The sequence below is a fragment of the Prosthecobacter gellanilyticus genome, assembly GCF_007992435.1.
Lineage (GTDB): Bacteria > Verrucomicrobiota > Verrucomicrobiia > Verrucomicrobiales > Verrucomicrobiaceae > Prosthecobacter > Prosthecobacter gellanilyticus.
On record NZ_BKAG01000066.1, the window covers coordinates 1 to 16,220 of the forward strand.

Here is a 16,220-nt window from a genome sequence, read left to right on the forward strand (position 1 = left end):
TTCTGCCGTCACCTGCCAGGGAACTCTCCAGATCTCATTGGCGTTCGGCGACCATGAGGCGGGTGAAGGGGCCGTCGCTGGTGTTGTAGTAGATGCGCTTGCTGTCGGCGCTGAAGGCAGGATGCGGGTCGTTGCGACGCCAGGACTTGGCGCCGCGGTTTTGCTCGAAGCTCTGGAGAACGACCCACTTGCCGCCGTTCATGTCGGCGACCATGATGCCCCAGTCGTTAGGCCGGCCGCCGACTTTTTCAGAGAGGCCGTCGGTGACCATGAGCTTGCCGTCCATGCTGACGGAGGGGTGCGAGCCGCTGAGGTTGGGGACGTCCTTAAGCTTGGTGTAGACGAAGCCTTCCTTCAGGATGTCCATAGTGATGTTGCCGACTTCAAAGATGTGCAGGGAGTCGGGTGTCCAGGCGGGATGACCCCACTGGCCGCGCTGCCAGATGCAGGCGGCTTTTTCAAAGTCATAACAAACAATGCCCTGACGATGGCTGGCGCCTTTGGACATGTAGTTGTCGCCGCCATTGCCAGCGGCGATTTTGAAAAAGACGCGCTTCAGGTCCGGACTTATCACGGGGAAGAAGATGGAGCAGGGCTTGCCTGCGAACTCCTTGGTGAGCCAGGCACCGTATTTGGCCTCGACATCGGCGATCCTGGCCATGGTGGTGGTCTTGCCATTACTGGCATCCCAGACTTCGAGGTCGCGATAGGGGCCGGGATTCCAATGGCAGCCATACATGGGGAGGAGATCGCCCTCCGGTCTGCCGAAGCCGACCTGATGATCCTCCGCGACGATGGTTTTGGTTAGGCTGGCGACATCGACGACGACCACGCGCCATTTTTTGTCGATCACCTCATGGAAGGCCACGCGCTTGCCGCCGGAGAGCCACTGCTGACAGGCCACGCGATGGGCATCTTCGGTATGCACGTTCTCGGCGAGCACGGTTTCCTTGCCGGTCGCACGCTCCTGGATGCGGACCTCACCGACATAGCCGGAGGGATCCGTGGAGGTGAAGAAGAGCACGTGCTTGCCATCCGGGCTTTCGGGATTGGCCACGTAGTAGCTGTGGATGCTGTGCCGGCCTTCGATGGTGGACACGGGCTTGATCGTCACGCCGCTGGACCAGGCAGCGACGGGATCGTCCGCGAAACAGGCGGTGGAAAGAAGGCAGGCGGCAAGCGCGAGGAGGCGTTTCATGGCTGCCATATACGCATGGCTGAAACGAAACCATGCAACGATATATGATCTAACCGCGAGTGTGTGCTTAGCGCATGTAGAAACGGAAACGCCAGGTGTCAGCGGAAGATGCCGGGATCATGACACGGAATGCTCTCGGTGCTGTTTCCTTGTCAGTGGCAGACGTCTCGACCGTGAAGTCGAGTTCCGGTGTCAGATCTGACCAGAGGCCTTCCACAGGACTGGCCTGGACGCCGAGCCTGGAGAGATCAAAGCCGGGAGAGATGGTGCCGCTGAAGCGATGGGTGGTGAGACCGTTGGCGGTGCTTGGGACGGACTCAGGATCGATGAAGATGTCAGGTTTGCCGTCCGTGTTGATGTCGAAGCTGAAGCCGTGCTTGGGCTGCGAAGCGGGTTCGTTTTCGTCGAAAGCCATGGCCACGGAGGATCCTGAGACATTGGTGGTGGCGGAGACATTGACGGTGCGGTTCCACTGCGGCTGGCTGCAGGTCAGCGTAATGGTGGCGCTACGTGTGGAGGAAGCCGGGAGGATGGCGGTGACATCCACCAGCGCGGTCAGGCTGGCATTCACCGTGATGGGGAAGGAGGGAACGCTGAAGTCCGTGCTGTTCGAGGAGGCTGTGAAAGTCAGATCCTGGCTGGTCAGATTGTGAAGGGTGATGGTGCGATAGGCGGGCTGGTTGGCGGTGATGGAACCGAAGCTGACCGGAGAAGGCGAGGCCAGGAAGGCGGCGGGATTCTGGTAGGTCAGGGTCTTGTTCACCGGATGATACAGGACTAGCCATGCGTGATTGGCCGTGGCAGCCATGATGGTGGTGGTGAAAGGCAGGTTGCCCAGTGAAGTTCCTGTAGCGCTGGAGATCGCCGCGCTTTGCGACCAGGCGGTGTGCCCGGTCCATGAACTGGCAAGGACCGGGCTGCCGAGATTCAACAACTCTCCGAGCGTACTCGTGTCATAGACACGGTTGAGGAAGAAGGCGCGCGTGCCATCGCCTGAGAGAGCAAAAGTGCTGTTGTAAGTGCCGGCGAAGGACTGGGTGGTGCTGTAGGTGATGGCGCCGGTGCTGAGGGCATAGCGCGCGAGGCCTACCACCGTGCTGCTCTGCTGGATGGCGGCCACAAGGGAGCTGCCATTGCCTGAAGTGCGGATGGCGCTGTTCGCAGGAAACGCCAAGGATGAGCCGACTGTGCCGCCGGTGACGCTGTGGTACATCTGCAGGACGTTGGTGGGGGTGCGCAGGACCACACGTCCCACAGGGCCATTGAAGATGCCAGCTGCCGCCGTGGGGACTGTCCACGAGTTGATCACCCGACGTGTCTGCCGGTCGATGCCGACGACGGTGGTGCCGCTGTTGGAGAGGGCATAGAGACGGTTGTCCAGGCTGCTGGCCGCGAAGTCGAGGACGTCAGCGCCTGCCAGCACCGCATAGGCGATGCGTGACTGACCAGGTTCGATCCACAGCAGCCAGCCTTCCGAGGTGACTGGATCACGGTGAAGCGCGTAGAGATACTCGAGCGTGGGATCAGCGATCATCTTGACGATGTTCAGCGTTCCGAGCATGCGGAAGGTGACGGGGATCTGCACGCTGTCAGATCCGGAGGTGAGAGTGATCGGGGTGGTGTAGATGCCGGCGGTGAGCGCGGCGGGATTGAAGGTGAGAGTCACATTCTGCGGGCCTGCGCCCGAGGTGGCCGAGGGAGAGAGCCAGGCGGCATTTTCAGCCAGGGTCCACGGCGTGGCCACACTGGCAGCCGAGACAGCCAGCGTGACGGAAAGAGGAGCACCGCCAGGCACCGACTGCACGTCGATGGCATCCGGTGTGGCGGTGACGGCAGGGAAGCGGAAGCTCCAGACGGCGCCCTTGACCGTGCTGCCGTCGTGATTGCGGATATCGATTCGCCAATAATAGGTTAGGCCAGGGAGGAACTCGGAGCTGTCGAGGCTGAAGCCGACACCGCTGGTGTTGCCGCGGTAGATGCCGCCGGAGGAGTTCGTGGCCGCAGCCACGGCGATGGCATCTGTACCTAGATAGACGTCATAACTGGCGGCCAGCGCACTGCCGGTCCAGTCCAGACGGTCGGGTGGTGTGACCAGCATGGTGCCATCCGTGATCTGCGGCTGGATGGTGACTGGAGGCAGGGTGATGATGCCCGTCAGCGGCAGGCGCACGAGCTGCTGGCTGCTGCTATTGTAATAAACGAGAGCGTCCTGCGCGCCACTGAAGGCAGACACACTGACTGCGAGCGGCAGCGTGTGAACCGAAGCGCCCGTGGTGCTGTTCAGGATGCTGGCACCGCTGACCAGGGCATGCCCGTAGGCGGAGATTGCGGTGATGTTTTGCAAGGGATACTGGCGTGTGGTGCCCAGCAGCGGCGCGAAGCTGGCATTCTGGGTGTAGACCGCGTCACGGCTAGCCGTGAAAAACACGGGCGAAATGCCAGCGGTCTGCGTTAACACGGCGGCACTGGTCTGAGTCTGGGAAAGGACATCGCCCGAGCTGTTGAGTCGTGCCAGGAAGACGGGGCTGCCGATGGCACCTTTGGAGCGTGCAAAGACGAGGCTGCCATCCGCACTGACTTCAAAACCATCAATGCCGACATTGCCGTTGAAGGTGAAGGTATAGAGGTTGATGGCGCTGGCGAAGTCGTAGACGTGCAAGGCGGGAGCAGCCAGCGAGTCGGTGTAGTAAAGGCGATCGCTGCGACCGGTCCTGATCTGGCTGCTGCTGCCGAGGGAGATGCTGGGCGGAACGGGCTGCGTGCGAGTGATGAGGAAGGTATCCAGGTCCACCTCAGTGATGCTTTGTGAAGCATAACTGAGGGCATACAGGCGGCGGCCGTCCGTGGTGACATCCACGTCAGAGATGGAGGAGGGCAGGACCAGGCTCGTCTGCATGGCGAGCGTGGTGGCATCAAGCGCCACGAGGAGCGCAGGCAGGGTGGTGGTGCTCTGAACGAGACCGAGGATGCGGCCGGGCTGCCGATAGTCCGGCAGCAGGCGGGTGAAGACATCATCACGCAGGATGAGGTTCACCGGCACGCTGAGCGTGATGCCATCATAGGTGATGTTCACCGCGCCGCTGTAAGTGCCTGCGGACTGTGTGCCGGAGGCGAGTGTCAGCGTGAGTGTGTCGCTGCCTGTGCCGCTGGTTTTGGAAAGGCTGATCCAGGGCACCGTGGCGGCGGCTGTCCACGAAGGGTTCGTGCCTTCACGCGCGGTGAGTGTGATGGTACGCGTGGTGGTGCGGCCATCGGTGAGCAGGAGGGCATCGACCGCTTGAGGGCCGGCCGTGAGCGCGGCCGGAGTGACGGTGAGAGTCACAGGTACGTCGAGAGTGCTGTTGGCCACCGCATTGCTGGTGAAGCGGACCGCCGCGGTGTAGGTGCCGGTGGTGAGCGGCGCGGCGTTCAGCTGCACGGAGGCCGTGGTGGTGCCGTTGACATTGGTGTTGCCCGCGGCAGGGCTCGCTGAGATCCAGGGCACGGAAGGCGGGAGGACGACGCTCTGCAAAAACGCATCCATGATGGTGCCTGCGAGGCCGTCGCTGACGACCCTGCCATCCTCGCGGGCGAAGAGCAGGTAGTAGAGGCGGGTGGTGCCGGTGAGGCCGCTGATGCTGTGACCATCCTCATCCGTGCTGGGACTGTAGCTGTGATTGATGCCTGACTTGGTTTCGACGATGACGAGATGGTTCACCGAGGGATCCGTGGTGCCGGAAACGGATTTGAGGAAGCCCGTGTAGTTCCTGCCTGCGAAGGTGCGGGAGAGCGTGCTGCCTGAGACACTGCCGGCGCCATCCGTGCCGAGATTGCCGCTGGTGAAGAACGAGGAGACATTGTTCAGGTCTGCGACGAAGACGAAGAGGCCGGGAAGCTTGCGGGTGAAGTAGGTGCCGCCGACGCCAAGCTTGGTGTTGGTGGTGACCACGTTGTCGGAATAGGCGACCGCGCTGCCGAGGCTGGTGTTGAGATAGTTGCCCCCGTCATACATGTCATTGCCGCCGTCCAGGATGCTGGTGCCGGTGACGCCTTCGGTGAAGAGGAAAAGATCCGGGACCAGGCCGATGAGACTGCTGTGAGACGCGTTGAAGCGCTGGAGCACATCCTGCAGCGTGCCGGTGGGCGTGGAGGGATTGACGATCTGGGTCTGCCAGGTCAGCGTGGCGCCGCCCTGGTTCGAAACGACCAGCGGGAGAGACTGCGCGGATCCCTGCTGAAGAGTGGCGCTCAACTGCCCGGGCTCGATGGAGATGGAAGGTGGCGCCACGCTGCTGCCCGCCATGTTCAGGGTGACTTCCACCGGTGTGGAGGCCGCGGAGGTGAAACGCATCTTGCCAGAGTGGGCGCCGAGCACCCCAGGCCGGAAGCGCACGGTGAAGTTGAGGTTGCTGCCAGGGCCGACCGTCAGCGGCAAGGTCTGGGCGGGATAGTCGAAGACAGGATTGTCACTGGTGATGCTGCTGATCGAAAGCAGGGCATTGCCGTTGTTACGCAACTGCACGGTCAGGCTGCCGCTGCCACCGTTGAAGACATTACCAAAGTCCACGAAGGACGGGATCACCGCCATGCGAGGCCGCGGCGGGACGACCACGGTGAGCGGAATGCTCCGCGTGGGCGATGTGGGGTCGTTGCTGCTGAAATCAAGGGAGCCTGTATACGTGCCTGCTGCTGTGGATGCCGTGGTGCTGATCTGCAGGCTGATCTGCCGTGACTCACCTGCAGGCACGCTGCCCGAGCTCACTGGCAAGGAGAGGATGCTGGCGACTCCCGAGGTGGGAGTGACGGTCCATTGCAGGGGTGAACCGCCTGAATTGTGGAGGGTGAATGTCTCCGTGGTGGTCACGCCCGGGTCCACGGTGAGGTTGAAGGAAGGCGGGCTGACATCGAGAACAGCGCCGCGCAGGCTCATGCCGGTGATGCTGACCCGTGTTTCAGACGCTCCCGTGGCATTGCTGAGGAAGATCAGATTCGCAGGGTGGTCACCGGTGTTGAGCGGAGTGAAGCGCACCGTGGCCGTCAGGGCCTGCCGCGGCTGCAAGGTGATGGGGAAGGGGAAGCTGGCGGTGTAAAATTCGTTGTCCGTGTCCACGCTGGTGATCGTGAGCGGCAGGTTTCCAGGATTGCTGACGAGACAGCTCAGCATGGAGCTGGAGCCTAACAAAGTATCTGGAAACTTGAGTGTCGAGGGAGATGCCAGCAGGCGTGATTCCGTGGACACGCGCAGGATCAGGGGCACGTCCACCAGAGGCCGGGCGGGCGCATCGCTGGTGAGCCGGAGGGTGGCGGAATAGATGCCGCCCGAGAGCTGCGTGGCATCCATCTGCATGGAAAGGGCGGAGGTCGCGCCCGCCCCCACGGTGCCCGTGGGAGAGCCCGCCGTGAGCCAGGCGGCCGTGGTGGGATGCACCGTGCGCCGCAGGAAGGTGTCCATGAGCAGCGCAAAGGTGCTGTCCGCGTAGACGGCGCCGTTTTGAAGGCCGAACAAAAGATAGTACACGCGGGTCCTGCCGGAGAGACCGGTCACCTCATGGAAGTCCGAGCCGGTGCCGGCCGCGAACTGGTGATCCAGCCCGGGTTTGTCCTCCACGATGATGAGGTGGTTCACGGACGGGCGGGAAGTGCCGGAGACTCGTTTAAAGAAGGCGCGGTAGGTCACGCCAGCAATGGTGCGGGTGATCGTGCCGCCAGCGGCAGTACCGGCACCCCCTGCGCCCAGGCCGCCGTTGATGGTAAAGCGGGTGGCACCATCGAGATCCGCGGCAAAAACCCACAGAGGGCCCAGCTTGCGGGTGAAGTACGTGCCCGCAGGCCCGGCACCTGGCTGGTTGATGATGCTGTTGTCCGAATACCGCAGCGTGGCGCCGCTGGCGAGGTTCGTGGAGAGGATGTTGCCTGCGCTGAACATGCCCGCGCCGCCGTCCGAGATGATGCTGCCGGTGACTCCTTCGGTCAGAGGATGTACATTGGGCAGGATGGCTGTGAGGCTGACCTGGCTGGACTCCAGCTGCGTGAGAAGGTTTGGAAGCGTGGCAGCAGGGCCCAGCACGTCCCGCACCGTCGCCGTCCAGTGAAGCGTGTCGCCGCCCGGATTGGTGAGGGTGACATCATGGTTCTCCGTTTCACCCGGCCTGAGGGACTCATCGAAACTGGCAGGGGAGACGGTGATGGCGGGAGGCAGGACCACGTGTGACACCACCTTGACCTTCACGGCCCGCTGCGCGGCGCTGCTGGTGTTGATGACAAGCTCGTCCGTGAAGTCACCCGCGGTGGTGCTGGTCATGCGCACTGGCAGCGTCAGGTGGGCACCTGGCTCGAGGGTGTAAGGAACCGCAGGCGGAGCAGGCAGGGAAAGCCGCGGAGCGGCAGGCATGATGGAGAGGATGCTCAGAGGCTGGTTGCCATCATTCCGGAGGGTCAAGGACGTGTCCTGGGGCGTGTTCGTCCAGGCTTTGCTGATCGTCAAAGGTGACACCGGGCTGACCTCGAGGCGGGCTGCCTTGCTCACGGTCAGGGCCAGAGGCACCTCGATCCTCGGTTTGATTGTGGTGGTGTTGGTGATGACCAGCTTCGCCCGATAGGTGCCGGCGGCGGTGTTCACCGTTTGCGGGCGGATGGTGAGCATCACGTTGGACACCCCGGGCACCGTCCCGGCATCCGCGCCTTCCACGGCAAAGAAGGAGGCCTGCGCGCCTTCGATCGCGGCGCTCCAGTCGACGGGAAGCTGGCCAGAATTGGCGATCTTGAGACTGCGGGAGACGGGGATGCCTGGCGCGGTGGACACGGCCACTGAGGCAGGTGTGACGGCCAGTTTTCCACCCGTGATCCCGCTGCCTGTGCAGGTGATGTAGATCGTCTTTTCGGCACCGTTGGTGAAGAAGGAAATGCGGGTGGTGACGGGGCCTGGCTTGATGGGGCGGAACTCCAGTTCCAACGGCTTTGTCTCGCCAGGGAGGACGATGAAGGGCATCTTGCTGATCAGCCGCATGGAAGTGCCCAGCACCACCGGAGTGCTCAGCTGGAAGGAGGCGGCTCCGGTGTTCTGCACCGGAAGAGTGATGCGGCTAAACTGGCCGACGATGGTAGTGGGAAAGGTGCCTGTGCGTGCCAGCACGGGCTTCGGTGCGGCGATGACGCGCAGGGTCACCGGGATGGCGAACTCCGGTGTGTCGACATCATTGGTGGTGATGTAAAGAGTCGTGGTGACATCACCCGGTGGCAGTGAGCCGGTGTCAAAATTCAGCCGGATCAGGCCTTTGACCTTGGGCATGAAATCTCCGCTGACACCGGGCACGCTGACCCAGGTGGGTGGCGTGCCAGGCTGATCAGGACGGAAGCCCAGGGAGGCTCTCCACGACAACGGGCCTGTTCCCTTGTTTTCCAGGGTGACGTTGGCGCTGCCTGTGAGACCCTGCCTGGCCTGGACCAGGATGCTGGCGGGAGAAGCAACGGCATCGGGCGGCAGCTGGCGCGCGCCCGAGACTGGTAGACGCAAAGTTGGTTGGACCGGGTCATCGCAGGCGATCACCAGCTCGGCTCTGAGCGCGCGCATGGGCACCGCCAGGGCCATGTCCAGGTAGACATCACTGAAGCCGCCGGCGGGCACGTCGAACGAGCCGGGTGAGGCGCGGGTGAAGAAGACGGAGTCCGTGCCCTGAATGTCCACGGACTGAATGCGGAGCGTGCCGCGGCCGATGTTCCTCACGCGGACGCTGCGCTGGGCGGGGACATCCTGCACCACCGAACCAAAAGTCATGCTCATGGGCTCCACGCTGATCCGCGGGGCATCGAGCACGTTCATCGTCACCGGCAGCCGTGACTCCGATTCGCCGGGGATGTTGGTGGTGAAGAGCGCGGTGGCATAATAGGTGCCCGTGCCGAGGTCGCCCGAATCAAACCGGAAGGTCAGGGTGCGGGTCGCGTCCGGCAGAAGAACACCTGAGGTGGTGTTGACGGAGAGCCAGTCTGGGTTGGAGACGAGCTCGTTAATGATCTGATTGGCGAGGAGCCGGGCGTCTCCGGAGGCGTAGTTGGAGCTGTCGGAGATTTCATTGCCGATGAAGACCATGGTGCCCACGCCGAGGGTGGAGACAGCGGCATGAGCGAGGCCGGTCCCGTCTCCCACCAAGATCTGCGCCGTGCCGGTGACATCCGCAGCGGCACCGACCGCGACCTCACGAAGGCTCGTCACGCCGGTGGTGATCGGATGCGGCCGGATGTCAGTGAAGGTCATGTCGCCAAACCCGCTGGTGGCAGCGGCGGTGATGCCGGTCTGCGCGAAGACCTGGTTGATGCGGGTCATGGAGGTGACGTTGTCACCCTCGCTGAGGAAGCCCATGCCGGAGGAGATGCGCTCGCGCAGGAGAGTGACGTCGTTGTTGTTGAGAGCCGCGATGGCATCATCAATGATGAGGGCGTCGATGTTGGCGAGGGCGGTCTCGGTGAATGGAAGCGTGATGGTGACGACGACCGCGCCGCGGCTTTGCAGATCTGAAATCAGCACGCTGCGGTCCCAGGAGGTGCTGACAGCGCCGATGCGGGTGCCCGTGAGCGCGCCCATGGGAGCATTCACCGCAGGCAGGATGCGTGTCTCCTGACTCTTGAAGGCGGCGGTGAGGCCGATGTCAGGGACGTCCTGCTGCACCGGCACCTGGACCTCCGGCAGGGTGACCGTGCCCTGGGTGGAGGCGGCGGCCTGGCTGTTCGCCAGATCGAGGGACCATGTGAGCGGTGCGCTGCCGCGGTTCCGGATCTCCACCGTGCGTGTGCTGGAACGGCCAGAGTACACGGTCTCTGAAAGCACCGGCGGAGAGAGCGTGAGCTGTGGAATGCCGAGGGCGAAGTTCAGGCCGCTGCGCCCTGGAGGGGTGCTGAGCTGCGCCGGGGAGGAGGTGACATAGCCAGGCGCGGAGGCGGTGACCTGATAAACACCATCCGTGACGGTGAGGCCGTAGCGTCCATCCGCGTCAGTGGTCGTGGTGAAAGTGGCGGTGCCGTTGACGCGAACGGTGGCAGCCGGGAGCGGGCTGCCTGTGCCAGCATCGGTGACCCGGCCCTCAAGCCGCGCGGAGGTGTGCAGGTAAAGGCTCACGCGATATTCGCTGGTCTGCACAGGAGAGCCGTGCCGCAGCGTGATGGCGAACTCCTCCGCATACGGCGTGGCAACATTTCCACGCGACTGCACGCGGAAGGGCGTGGATGACACCACGCTTTCCGCGCTGTTCAGTGTGCCCAGGCTGACCGCGCCCTCCGTGATGGTGAACTGAGAGGATGTGGAGAGAGAGGAGAGGGTGGCGGTGACGTTTTGAGCAGCCTGGGTGCCACGGTTCGCGACGGTGAAGCGCAGCGCGAGAGTCTCTCCGGGATTGTTGATGCCATCGCCGTTGCCGCCGCTTTCCTCGATCGTGGTGACGGTGACGACAGGACGCGGGCCGGCAGATTGCTCGATCAAGCGCGCCACGTTTAGCCTGCCACGGGAGACGGTCGTGCTGGTGAAGGCGGAGAGCGGGTCCACCGTGCTCAGGAGGCGGGATTTGATCTCCGCCGCGGACATGGAGGGGGCCACGCTTTTCAGCAAGGCCACGGCTCCGGAGACATGCGGCGTGGCCATGGAGGTGCCGTTATAAGTGGCATAGGACGAGCCAGGGATGGTGCTGTAAATGGCGGAGCCGGGAGCAGCCAGGTCCACCGTGGTGGCACCGTAGTTCGAGAAGCTGGAGCGGCTGTCCAGAGAGGTGCTCGAGGCCACGGACACGATGGTGTCCACGGCATAACCAGAAGGATAGTTGGCCGTCAGATCGGTGTTGGTGCCGTCATTGCCCGCAGCCGCGATGAAGAGCTGGCCTGCGGCACCGGCATTGGCGATGGCCGTCTGCAAAAGGCTGCTGAATCCGCCGCCACCCCAGGAGTTCGAGGTGAGGTCGATACCGAGCTCCTGGGCATAGTTCACCGCCTCCATCGCATCCGAGGTGCTGCCGCCGTTGGGGCCCAGGAAACGCAGAGCGACGATGGAGACCTGCCAGCAGACGCCGGTGACGCCGGTGAGATTGCTGCCCACACCGCCGATGGTGCCGGAGCAGTGAGTGCCGTGGCCTTCCTCATCCATGGGATCGTTGTCATTGGAGAAGAAGTCCCAGCCGTACAGGTCGTCGACGAAGCCGTTGTTATCGTCGTCCACGTTGTTGCCCGGAATCTCGTGCGGATTCGTCCACATGTTTGCCGCGAGATCCGGATGGGTGCGGTCCACGCCGGTATCGATCACACCCACCACTACCTCACGTGAGCCGGTGGTGATGTCCCAGGCTTCAGGAGCATCAATGTCCGCATCCACGGAACCGCCGGTCTGGCCGGTGTTGTTCAGACCCCAGAGCTGGGAGAAGCTGGTGTCATTCGGGAAGAGGCTGGGGAAGACGAGATAGTCCCTTTCGGCCACGCCGTTCTGCTGCGGGGCCGTGGGGAAAGTCTGCTTGAAAGAGGCCATGATGCTGTCTGCGGTGCTCAGGCTGCCGTTGTCCGCGGCGATGAGATACACCGGCGCGGTTTTCAAGGCATGGCGCACATGCAGGCGGTGCCTTTCCGTCCAGGTCTTGATCTGCTCAGAGGTGGCATCTTCCGGAAACTGGACCATCACGTGGTCAGCCACAGAGAACTCGCGCCGGACGGGCAGCTTGCGGCCCTGGGCATCTGTGCGCAGCCAGACCTCCTCACGCACCAGCGGGTATTTGAAGGAGGTGCGCCAGAGCTTGACCTCGCGCGCAGGTTCAGCGCCCCGGGGATCAAACTGCCGCTGTTCGATCATCGTGGCCTGCTTGAGCAGACGCTCCTGAAACGGGCTCAAGGAAATGGCCGTGGGTGGCTGTTTGGCGATCTCTTCCCAGGGCAGCTGCCCCTCTCCTGGCCTGGCTGGCAGGATTTTCATCGGCTGGACAGGGCTTTTTTTCGCTGCGCTGACGACCGGAGCAGGCTGTGGAGGCTGTTTTTCAGGACCCGCCAACCACCATGCCAATACCCCTGTGATCACAATGCCAATACAAAGCCCCAATGGGCGCAATTGTGCTGAGGAAAATTTCATGGGGGGCGGCTTCTGTGACAGTTCAGCCGAAATCAGTGCTCAATGCAATCCTGATTGTTCGTGATCAGGACGTGGCGGCTTCCAGGGTGGAGTAGTCAATGGTCCGCAGGCGCGCCTGCTTGGCTCCCATGCGGGGCACGCAGGCCAGGAGGGCCTGGGTGTAGGGGTGCCTGGGGTTGGAGAGGACCTCAGCCGTGGGGCCGGTTTCGACGATCTGGCCCCGGAACATGACGGCCACGCGGTCGGCGACGTCTTTGATGATGCCGAAATTGTGGGTGATGAGGATCATGCTCATGTCCAGCTCCCGGCGCAGGCTCACCAGGAGTTCCATGATCTGTTTCTGGATGGTCACGTCCAGCGCGGTGGTGGGCTCGTCGGCAATGAGGAGCTTGGGCTGGCAGCAGAGAGCCATGGCGATCATGACGCGCTGCTGCATGCCGCCGCTGAGCTCATGCGGGTAGGCCCGGAGGCGCTTTTCCGGCTCGGTGATGCCCACCTTGGTCAGCCAGCGGAGGATTTCGGCGTCGCGGTCTTTGACCTCGGGGCGATGGAGGGCCAGGGCCTCGCCGATCTGGGTGCGGACGGTCAAAACGGGGTTCAGGGAGGTGGTGGGCTCCTGGAAGACGTAGGCGATCTCCTTGCCACGTACCTTGCGCAGCTCTTTCTCGTTCATTTTCAACACCTCATGACCAGCGATGCTCAGCTCTGCTGCCGTGATCTGGGCCGGTGGCTCGGGCAAAAGCCGTGCCAGGGCCAGGGCGGTGGCGCTTTTACCACTTCCGCTCTCTCCGACGATGGCGATGGACTCCCCCTGGGCGAGGTCGAGGCTGATACCTTTCACGGCCTGGGTGGGCTCGCCACCATGACGGCGAAAGGCGATCTTCAGGTCGCGGATGCGGAGCAGGGGCGAGTCAGCCATGGATCAGGAAAGGGGGGAGGATTGGGAACGCGGACGGATGATGTGGCCCAGCGCCCACAATGACAAGGCGCAAAGCGTGGGCTTCCAGCCAGCGATGAGGAAGGGCAGCGTGTCATCCGAGATCATCAGCAGGGAGAGTCTGGGCATGAGATGCGTGGCGCCAAAGAGGGCCAGGACCCAGGCGCTGAGCTTCAGAAGACTGCTGAAGAAGGTGCGAAGCCATTGGGCGGGGATTTTCCAGGTTCCCGACCAAGGCTTGGCAGGCAGGTGGAGGCTGACGGCCAGATAGAGGGCTGTGCCGGTCAGCTCCCACATGGCCATGGCATCTGCCTGGGGATTTTCCGGCTGGCGCAGCACTTGGGCGAGGGACTGGCCCGCGCCTTTGACGCCCAGGATGTCTTCGATGGAAACGACGAGCATCAGTGCGAGAGGTCCGAGCATGGCGAAGCCGAGGTCGCGGCCGCGAGACGGCCGTTCGAGGCTCAAGCTGAGGCACTGGCCGGTGAGCGGCACGAGCAGGATCATCACCACGGGGACCCAGGTCCAGAGCCAGAGCGGCCAGTTCTCCGCATTGAGAGAGGTTCCATCGCCATGCGCCGCTGGCATGAGCGCCCAGTAGGCATAACCACGCTGGCCGAGCCACCAGCTTACAAAGGCCCAGGCCATGCAGGCGGCCGGGTAAAAGGCGGTGGCTTTGCCCAACCAAAAGCATGGAGTCATCAAGGGGCCGCGAAGGAGCGGCTGCAGCATGAGAGTGAGACCATGGGCCATGACGAGGGCGACCAGGATCTCCATGCCGGTGACGAAGCTGCGCTGCCAGCGCGCGGTCTCCCAGGCAGCCTGCCACAGCGTGAAATCACCACCCGTGCATGCGAGCGCGACGCAACCTCCCGCCACCAGCACCAGAAGCGTGGTGGCGGTGCGGAAGAGGGCTTCGGATTTCCAGGTCATGCAGGCATCATTTCGGAGTCAGCATCTCCAGTTTTACCTGCGGACGACTGGCAGGTGTGAGAGCGGGCAGAAGCTCTTGAAGTGTGACACCGCGGGTGGTGTCCAGATCCGGCAGGCCAGGAAAGCGTGCCTCACGCACCGCGATCTCGGAGAGATCCGTGAAGAGGGGCATGGCAGGCTGCAGCGCATGCAGCCTGGCCTCCACGGCAGCGGCACGTGCGGGGATCTGCGCGGGATCAAATTCTGAGACGAGAGCTTCGAGCAGCAGATCGAGCTGAGGGTCGGCCATCTGGCTGACATTGCGCCCATGGCCGCCGCCATGACTGGAGTGCCAGAAGGGCAGCACATCCCAACCAGGCGAGAGCTCGCCACCGATGAGGGCTGCATCAAAACGGCCCGCCTGAAGCTCCATGAAGTAGCTCTGCGCGGTGACCTCCGCGATGTCCACATGCACACCGATCTCCTGCCATTGCTTTGCCAGAGCCTGGGCGAGTCGGAGGCGATCGGTATTGCCATCCGGGATGACGAGACGCAGACGCATCTCCTCCGTGCCATGACGAAGGCGGCCCTGTACATCGCGCAGCCAGCCTGCTTCGGAGAGCTGATGCGTTGACTCCTCGAGATTCGCGGGAGCTGCCTCTTTGTCCGTGGAGAACCAGAAGCCAGGCGGGAAGAAGCTGTCATAAGGACGGCCGAGGCCATCCGGCATGGCGCGGCTCAATGCCTCACGATCCAAGGCAAGTCCGAGGCCGCGGCGCAAGCGTGCGTCCTTCAGCATGGAAGCTGAGGTGTTCCATACCAGCATGATCTGATGCCGTGCCGGTGAGGGCATGATTTTTAAAATTGGTTTGGCATGCAGCAGCTCGCGTGAGGCTTCCGAAGGCCAGGCGAGATCGAAGGACTGAGTCGAAAGTCCAATGCGCACCTGCAAGGGCGAGGTGGCGGCGAGCATCTGGATTTTTGGAGTGGCCTCGCCAGCACTTAGCGTGCGCTGTTTTTCCAACCAAAGGCGTGCGGGATCTTTCTGGCTCACCTGCCAGCTTCCAGCACCGGGAGGCGATGTGGTCCCGAAGTCGTCCTCATGCTTTTCCAACCACTTCGCGGGAAGGATGGGCAGAGTGGTCCAGGCGGCGAGGGCGGGGCTGTAGGCCTTGCGATAGATGATGCGGACGAGGCCGGCTTCAGGCTCGGTGATGGACTGGATCTGGCGGAAGGCATCGCGCCCGGGAAGCGGCCAGGGACGAGGCAAGACGAGGTCCAGAGTGGCACGCACATCGGCCGCTGTGATGGCGCTGCCATCCGGCCACTGACGCGCAGGCTTCAAACGGAAATCGAGCACGGGTTCGAGCAGTGCGGTGACCTCGCCCACGGGGGTGATTTCGGGCGCGAGCAGGCGTCTCGACATGAACCACTCCATGAGCACCTGCTGGGCTTGAAGGCCGGTGCGCGTGGTGGCGATTTCACAGGTGCCGTCATCATCAAACCACAGGCGTTTGGTGGTGGCGGCATGATCCGCATGTCTGGCGAACTCTTCCAGCACCGGGCGTGCGCTGTTGTCTGCGGCGATGCGCATGAAGGTGAGCTTTTGCGGGGCGCTGGCGGCGATGGCTTCCTGCACCTCCTGAGCCACCGCGCTGCCGGGACGGGTGAAGCGCACGACGAGGGCCTCTCCCTGAGTAGCGACGGATTCGAGATCCCAGGAGGCGCGCTTTTCCACAGGTTGCGCGCGGAGTTCCTCCGCGGCATCGCGCGCTGCCGCGGCAGAGGCAAACCAGCAGGTCATGTCCTGACGCCACTGCCACTGCTCCGCCAAGGCGGTGGCGAGCCGGCCGTCACGACCAATGCGAACGAGGGGCTCATGGATGAGATCAATGATCTGGCGCTCGGACTCGCTGGCGGGCAGGAAGGGATTCAGGCGCGGCAACGGACCTGGCAGAAGCATCACGACATCACTGGTGGCGCTGCGTTTTGTGTGCGCAGCCTGCCATGCACTCCAGCCCCCGATGGCGAGAGCCACCAGAGTCACGCCGGGGAAGAGCAGTCGAGTCCATGCCATGTCTGTTCAAAAGCTACGCGTGAAGCGG

5 protein-coding genes are annotated in these 16,220 nt (G+C 63.2%); all 5 read right to left on the minus strand.

The features are described from left to right. Positions 1-34: 34 nt before the first annotated feature. Positions 35-1,198: a TolB-like translocation protein gene (locus tag BGE01nite_RS26270; protein WP_146855449.1), complete on the minus strand. Its 1,164-nt coding sequence runs from the start codon at positions 1,196-1,198 to the stop codon at positions 35-37. A gap of 67 nt (positions 1,199-1,265) precedes the next feature. Beyond that, positions 1,266-12,113 (minus strand): S8 family serine peptidase, encoded by a 10,848-nt coding sequence (locus BGE01nite_RS26275; RefSeq protein WP_170267084.1) that lies wholly within the window; start codon positions 12,111-12,113, stop codon positions 1,266-1,268. 217 nt (positions 12,114-12,330) lie between these two features. Next, on the minus strand, positions 12,331-13,185 hold the full coding sequence (locus tag BGE01nite_RS26280) for an ABC transporter ATP-binding protein (RefSeq protein ID WP_146855453.1): 855 nt from the start codon (positions 13,183-13,185) through the stop codon (positions 12,331-12,333). 3 nt (positions 13,186-13,188) lie between these two features. Beyond that, positions 13,189-14,136, minus strand: coding sequence for a hypothetical protein (locus BGE01nite_RS26285; RefSeq protein ID WP_146855455.1), 948 nt, complete (start codon positions 14,134-14,136; stop codon positions 13,189-13,191). 7 nt (positions 14,137-14,143) lie between these two features. Then, positions 14,144-16,192, minus strand: a complete 2,049-nt coding sequence (locus BGE01nite_RS26290) for an ABC transporter substrate-binding protein (RefSeq protein ID WP_146855457.1) — start codon at positions 16,190-16,192, stop codon at positions 14,144-14,146. Positions 16,193-16,220: the final 28 nt, after the last annotated feature.